The organism is Nonomuraea spiralis (assembly GCF_014648435.1).
In the GTDB taxonomy this organism is placed as follows: Bacteria; Actinomycetota; Actinomycetes; order Streptosporangiales; family Streptosporangiaceae; genus Nonomuraea; species Nonomuraea spiralis.
Map to the genome: position 1 here is coordinate 126,046 of NZ_BMRC01000027.1, position 6,776 is coordinate 132,821.

At 68.7% G+C, this 6,776-nt stretch carries 5 protein-coding genes and 2 rRNA genes; 2 read left to right on the forward strand and 5 right to left on the reverse strand.

Going from position 1 to position 6,776, the window contains the following annotated elements; all coding sequences use genetic code 11:
• The first annotated feature begins 22 nt into the window (after positions 1-22).
• Positions 23-1,624 (forward strand): DUF1015 family protein, encoded by a 1,602-nt coding sequence (locus tag IEZ27_RS42485; protein ID WP_308427346.1) that lies wholly within the window; start codon positions 23-25, stop codon positions 1,622-1,624.
• Positions 1,625-1,911: 287 nt separating this feature from the next.
• Here the strand turns inward: IEZ27_RS42485 and IEZ27_RS42490 are convergent, their stop codons facing one another.
• Complete coding sequence (locus tag IEZ27_RS42490; protein WP_189652439.1) at positions 1,912-2,304, reverse strand: single-stranded DNA-binding protein; 393 nt, start codon at positions 2,302-2,304, stop codon at positions 1,912-1,914.
• An 83-nt stretch (positions 2,305-2,387) separates the two neighbouring features.
• Between IEZ27_RS42490 and IEZ27_RS42495 the strand changes: the two genes are divergently transcribed.
• Positions 2,388-3,341: an MBL fold metallo-hydrolase gene (locus tag IEZ27_RS42495; protein ID WP_125642065.1), complete on the forward strand. Its 954-nt coding sequence runs from the start codon at positions 2,388-2,390 to the stop codon at positions 3,339-3,341.
• An 89-nt stretch (positions 3,342-3,430) separates the two neighbouring features.
• Here the strand turns inward: IEZ27_RS42495 and IEZ27_RS42500 are convergent, their stop codons facing one another.
• The 4 genes from IEZ27_RS42500 to IEZ27_RS42515 form a co-directional block, all read right to left on the reverse strand.
• A complete protein-coding gene (locus tag IEZ27_RS42500; RefSeq protein WP_229824827.1) occupies positions 3,431-4,468 on the reverse strand; it encodes a hypothetical protein in 1,038 nt (345 codons plus the stop codon).
• Positions 4,366-5,565: a hypothetical protein gene (locus IEZ27_RS42505; RefSeq protein ID WP_229824828.1), complete on the reverse strand. Its 1,200-nt coding sequence runs from the start codon at positions 5,563-5,565 to the stop codon at positions 4,366-4,368. Before IEZ27_RS42505 ends, IEZ27_RS42500 begins: the two co-directional genes overlap by 103 nt.
• A gap of 847 nt (positions 5,566-6,412) precedes the next feature.
• Positions 6,413-6,529, reverse strand: a 5S ribosomal RNA gene (rrf, locus tag IEZ27_RS42510).
• Positions 6,530-6,670: 141 nt separating this feature from the next.
• A 23S ribosomal RNA gene (locus IEZ27_RS42515) occupies positions 6,671-6,776 on the reverse strand; the annotation flags it as partial.

Below are 6,776 nucleotides of genomic sequence, written 5' to 3' on the forward strand. Positions count from 1 at the left end.
CATTTATGGGAGCATGCCCGGTATGGGGATTCCTGAACTGCCGGTGCCGGACGGGCTGGTGCTACGGCCCTTCCGAGGCGTACGTTTCGCTGTCGAAGATCCCGCCAAGGTGACCTCCCCACCGTACGACCTGATCAGCGACGCGGACGTCGAATCCCTCCTCGCCTTGCACCCGAACAACGTCGTCCGCCTCATCCTTCCCTGCAACCCCGGAGCGACACCCTCCGCTGACGGCAGCGCCCCCGGTCGCCCAGCCGGAACCCCGCTCAAGCTCGACCACCGGACCGACGTACCACTCGAAGCCCGGTACGCCGAGGCCAGGGACACGCTGAGGGCCTGGCTGGACGCCGGCGTCCTGGTCGCCGACGACACCCCCGCCTTGTACGTGTACGAACAGAGCGGCCCTCACGTCCTTCAGCGCGGCCTGATCGGCGACGTCGGCCTGATCGACCCCACCCAGCGGGTCATCCTTCCCCACGAAGACGTCATGCCCGGCCCCATCGCCGACCGGCTGGCCCTCATGAGCACCACCGAAGCCAACCTCGAACCCATCTTCCTCCTCTACAACGGCGAGCACGGCAGTGCCACCCGCCTGGTGGACGAGGTGGCCGGCAAGCGACCGCCTCTCATCGCGGCCGGAACCGAGGACGGCCTCACCCACCGGCTCTGGGCGATCACCGACCAGGCCGAGATCGCCGCCATCAACGCCGACCTCCGCAACCGCCAAGCCCTCATCGCCGACGGCCACCACCGATACGCGACCTACCGCGTCCTCCAGCGCCAGGAACACGCTGCCCGCCAAGCCCTGCGCGACGGAACCGCCCAGAACGAACCTCTGCGCGAGCCGTCAACCGAGCCCTCGACCTCCCCAGACCAGCACTACAACAAGCCCCCCACGCCGCCGGACGAACCCGCCACCCCCTCAGAACGCCCCGTAAGCCCTTCTCCCAGCCCAGTCACCTCGATCCGCCACGAGCTGACCGAGCACCTGGCTCATCCGTCAGATGAGCCGGCCTCCCCCGACCAGCCCACGGCGAACGCCTCCCGCCAGGCGCTGGGCCCGTGGGACTTCGGCCTGGCCCTGATCGTCGACTCCGCCGCCTACCCTCCGGACCTCAAGGCCATCCACCGCGTGATCCCCGGTCTCCCCCTGACCGAGGCCACAGCCAGAGCCAGGGGCTCGTGGCAGGTCCACGACTACGACGACCTGGCGCAGGGCCTGGAGGCGCTTGAGAACACCGCCGAACCCGCCTTCCTGCTCGCTGGAGAAGGCGGCGCCCACCTGCTCACCGATCCCGACCCGGTGCAGCTCAACCTGGCGATGCCCGATCGACATTCGGACCGCTGGAACTCGCTGAACACCTCCATCCTCACGGAGTTCATCCTGCCGAAGGTGTGGGGCATGAGGGACGACGACCAGGCCGTACGCATCGTCCACCATGACACCGAGGCGGCACTGCGGCTCGCGATCCGTACGGGCGGCACAGCGGTCATCCTCAAGCCGCTGAAGGTCGACGACGTCCTCGCGGTCGCCGCAGGCGGCGAACGAGTGCCCCGCAAGTCCACCTCCTTCGGCCCGAAGCCACGAACCGGCCTCGTCCTACGCACCTTCGCCATCGACTGACCCACACCCCTGACCCACACTTCTGACCCGCACCCCAGCCCCGCTCCCGCCTCCGTCCCGCTCCGCAGCGCCTGCCCGCCCCGCCCTCCCTGCCCTCACAGAGGCGAGCCATCTCACCGGCCCCTCCCCACGCATGCCGCAGCACCCGCGGGGAGGGCCCGAGCGAGTTCACGCCCTCCGTCCTCTGTCAGCGCGGGGACGTGAGCAACCCACCTCGCTCAGGCCCACGTCCCCTGAGACAGCTCAGAACACCCTCGCCGACGACAGCGCCGGCGCCGTGAGCGAACTCACCCCGCCGCAGCCAACTGAGCCACCTTGCGCGGCCCCCGGCTCGGAACCGCCTCCTCGGACGGCTCGGACATGGCGCCCTCGACCGGGGTTACGGTGCTCACCTCCACCTCGTACCGGAAGGTCTTGGCTGCGGCCGGACCGAAGACGCGGCAGCGGAACGCACCCGTGACCTCGATGAAGTCGCGAGGCATGAGACCTCGTACGATCTCCGCCACTTCGGGATCGAAGGTGACGCACGGGATGCTGTCGGTGAGGGCCGGGCCTCGCCTGTGCCTCCGGCGGCGGCGTACGATGACACGCCATTTCGTGGCCGTGTCGCCGCTCGGCATCTCGTATTCCTCGACAGCCGCGGACAGCCGCCCCACCAGCACGACCTCGTTCCGATCCATTGTCGTCCTCCCGTTTGTGTTCCGGTGGAGATCACTCTCTACGATGAGGGGAAGCCCGGATCGATACGAACGTCGTTCTGGGGATGACGGATGTACGCGCGGGAGTGCCTGTGGACAACATCACCGCACTAGGCGGCGACGTCTATGAGATCGACACCAAGATGGCCGGATACTCGGGCATCACCGCCGGCTACCTGATCCTGGGGGACCGGCCGTGCCTGGTGGAGACGGGCACCTCGACTTCGGCGCCTGTCGTACGCGACGCGCTCGCCTCGCTCGGCGTCGGCCCCGACGACCTGGCGACCGTGGTCGTGACCCATATCCACCTGGATCATGCGGGCGGTGTGGGCGACATCGCGAGGTTCTTCCCCTCGGCGCAGGTCGTCGTACATGAGAAGGGTGCGCGCCATCTGGCAGACCCGTCACGTCTCATGGCGAGCGCCCGAATGGTCTGGGGCGACCAGCTCGACACCCTCTTCGGCGAACTGTCCCCCACCGAAGCCGAGCGCATCGTCGCCCTGGGCGACACCGGAGCCATCGACCTGGGCAACGGCCGTACGCTGAGCAGCCACTACTCGCCCGGTCACGCCAAGCACCACGTCGGCCTGATCGATTCCGCCACCGGGGACCTGTACGTCGGCGACGCCGCGGGCGTGTACCTGCCGCAGACCGGCGACCTGCGCCCCGCCACACCGCCGCCGGACTTCGACCTCAAGACGGCACTCGACTCGATCGCACTGTTCAAGGCACTTGGCCCGCAACGGTTGCTGTTCAGCCATTACGGCCCGGTCGGCGCCGTACAGGAGACGCTTGAGCGATCCGCAGAAGAGCTCCGCGTCTGGGTGGATTTCACCCGCCAGGCACACTCAGAGGGCCTGGACCTCGACCACGCGGTCGCGATGGTCGCCGACCGCACCAAGGAACGCTACGTCGCCCTGCAGTCGGACGACGCGACGGCCGAGCAGTTCGAACTGCTGAGTGGCGCGCCTTCCAACGTCGCGGGAATCCTCCACTGGCTCAACCGCGTCGAACGATGACGACCCGCACAACCGACTGACCAGACCCCAGACATGACAAAAGCTCCGCCGCACCCCAAACCAGCAGGGGTACGGCGGAGCAGCAACACCTAGTCGTCCTTCTTCTTCGGCTGGTCCTGAGCGGATTCGTCCGTCTCGTCGTCCAGCACGTCACCGAAGTTCGGCTCGATGAACGCCGGCGTGATCCCCGGAATCTCAGCCTCGGCTTCGGCCTCGGCTTCGGCCTCCGCCGGCTCCTCCTCCTGGACGGCATCCTCGTCCAGCGAATCTTCAGCCTCAGCCGAATCTTCAGCCTCAGCCGGAGCCTCGGCCTCCGTCTGAGGCTCAGGCTCGGCGCTCAGGAGGTCGCCCGCTTCGGCCAGGGCCTCGGCGTCCTCTTCCTCCTCCTCAGCCAGGTTGCCCTCCTCGGCGACGCCGGCGTCGTCGAAATCGTCCTCCTCGTCGAAGTCCTCCTCGACGTCCTCGATGACGGCCCCGGTCAGCTCGGCATACCGCTCGGCAGCTTCCGTCTCGCCGTCCTCGTCGAAGGCCATCGCCCGCGCGAACCAGTCGGTCGCCGCCTCCTGGTGACCGGCGTCGGCCAGCGCGTCCGCATAAGCGAACGCGAGCCGCGCCGACCACGGCTTGGGCTGCGGGTCGCGCAGCTCGGGCAGGCGCTGGAGGGTGATCACGGCCGCGTCCTGCTGGCCGAGGTCACGCCGGGCGCCCGACTCGACGATGGTCAGCTCGATGCGTCCGGCCCGGTCGAGGCGCTCCGCCTCCGGCGAACGTACGAGATCGATGGCCCGCTCCGGACGGCCCAGACCGCGCTCGCAGTCGGCCATGACCGGCAGGTACGCCTCCGACCCTGTCATCCTCCTGGCGGCGCGCAGATCGCTGAGCGCCTCGGAGAAGTGTCCAGCCCGATAGGCGACGATGCCCGCGGCCTCACGTACGACACCGATGCGCGCGGCGAACCGGCGCGCCACCTTGGTGTGTTCGTGCGCCTTGTCGGGATCGTCCTCCTCCAGGGCACGCTCCGCGGCTACCAGGTGCCTGCCGACCAGGTCGGAGAGGTCTCCCGGCAGGGAACGCAGCTCCTCACGTACTTCCTTGTCGAGCTCCTCCGCAGTGATGTCCGGCGCCACCTCGGGCAGCCTCTCGCGCTGCGGAGCCTCGGACTCGCGGTCGTCCCGGCCGTACCTGGCACGGGCGCCCCCGCCCGGACGCTCCCCACGGTCATCACGCGAGAACGGACGCGACTCGCGGTAACCGCCCTCACGACGAGGCCCGTAGGAGTCGTCGCGACGCGGGCCACGGTCGAAGCCCTCCCTGCGCGGACCACGGTCAAAGCCCTCGCGACGCGGGCCACGGTCGTCACGGAAACCGCCCTCTCGGCGCGGTCCCCCCTCGCGACGCGGGCCACGGTCAAAGCCCTCCCTACGAGGACCGCGGTCGAAACCCTCACCGCGCGGGCCCCGGTCGGAGCCTTCCCGGCGCGGACCACGGTCGCCGAAACGGTCGTCACGGCGCTCCCCGTAACCACCGCCCTCGCGACGCGGGCCGCGATCGAAGCCCTCACGGCGCGGACCACGGTCGTCACCTTCACGACGAGGACCGCGATCGAAGCCCTCCCTACGAGGGCCACGGTCAAAGCCCTCACGACGCGGACCACGATCGTCACCCTCGCGACGCGGGCCGCGATCGAAGCCCTCGCGGCGCGGGCCGCGATCGAAGCCCTCGCGGCGCGGCCCGCGATCGAAGCCCTCGCGGCGCGGGCCACGGTCGTCACCTTCACGGCGCGGCCCGCGATCGAAGCCCTCACGACGAGGACCGCGATCGAAGCCTTCCCGACGGGGACCACGGTCGTCACCTTCACGGCGCGGCCCGCGGTCACCGTAACCGCCGCCCTCTCGCCGAGGCCCGCGGTCCTGGTAAGGACGACGCTCGTCACCCTCACGACGGGGGCCACGGTCGAAGCCCTCCCTGCGCGGGCCACGGTCGTACCCTTCGCGGCGCGGCCCGCGGTCACCGTAACCGCCACCCTCACGCCGAGGCCCGCGGTCCTGGTAAGGACGACGCTCGTCACCCTCACGACGCGGCCCGCGGTCGTCACCCTCACGGCGCGGACCACGATCAAAACCTTCTCTACGCGGCCCGCGATCGCCGTACCGGCTCTCGCGACGCTCGCCGTAACCCCCGCCGCCCTCGCGGCGGTCACCGTAGCCGCCCTCACGGCGGTCACCGTAGCCGCCCTCACGGCGCTCGCCGTAACCGCCCTCGCGGCGCGGCCCGCGGTCATCCCGGTCGCGGTAGGGGCGGCCCTCGTCCCGGGAACCACCCTCACGACGCGGCCCGCGCTCGCCGCGCGAGCCCTCTCCGCCTCGGGGCGCACTGTCCTCGCGGTTGTACGGACGCGGCCGGCCCTCGGAACGGAACGGACGATCGCCACCGGAATCACGCCCGCGAGAGCCGTATCCCCCAGTCCTGTCGCCGCCGGAGCGCCTGTCCCCGTAGTCGCCGCGCCCGCGCTGTCCGCCGTCCGATCCGTTATCTCTGTTCACTTCTGGTCCATTTCCTTGGCTCACTCAGCGGACTCACAACGGCGGTCCACCGTGGCTGGTCGCTGCCCGCCCTCGGGCCTTACACGACGAAGGCCACCCGTGGAGGTGGCCCGGTACCCCCAGCCTAGCAAGCCCCCGAACGTTCACGAGCCCACCAGACCTCCACACAAACCTTCCGGCCAGCGAGAACCTGGTCAACAACCTCACCCGCCACCGCACCACTCTCGCCCAAGAATTTGGCACGCGATTTCGCGAACGACTTACCGGGAAGAGCACTTGGCTGCATTTCGAGGAAGACATGATGTTGCACCCTCCGGACGATTGGCCGGCCATTCACGTCGCTAGACGAAACGACAATGCCAAACACACCGAAGCTTGCAAGAGGACGCTCACACCCGAGCGACCGCCAGGCCGCAACTGCCTGAAACGTCTTACCCCTAGGACGCGCACGACCAGCACCGGGAGGGCCGGCATGCCAACGCAAAGAAGGCCCCACACCTAGCCGTGCGGGGCCTTCTTTGAAAGATTGTCCGGCGGTGACCTACTCTCCCACACCCTCCCGAGTGCAGTACCATCGGCGCAGAGAAGCTTAACTTCCGGGTTCGGAATGTAACCGGGTGTTTCCTTCCCGCCATAACCGCCGTAACTCTATGAAACTGTCAAGCGTGTGCCGCTTGCTGTTTCAGAATTGCATAGTGGACGCGGGCAAGAATTTCCTTGGTGTGGCGCAGCTCCGGACCCGGCGAAGAGTAACAGAGCGCAGCACACACCAAAGCAATATGCTTTGTGGTCAAGTCCTCGGCCTATTAGTACCGGTCAGCTCCACACATTACTGTGCTTCCACCTCCGGCCTATCAACCCGGTCGTCTACCGGGAGCCTTACCCACTCACG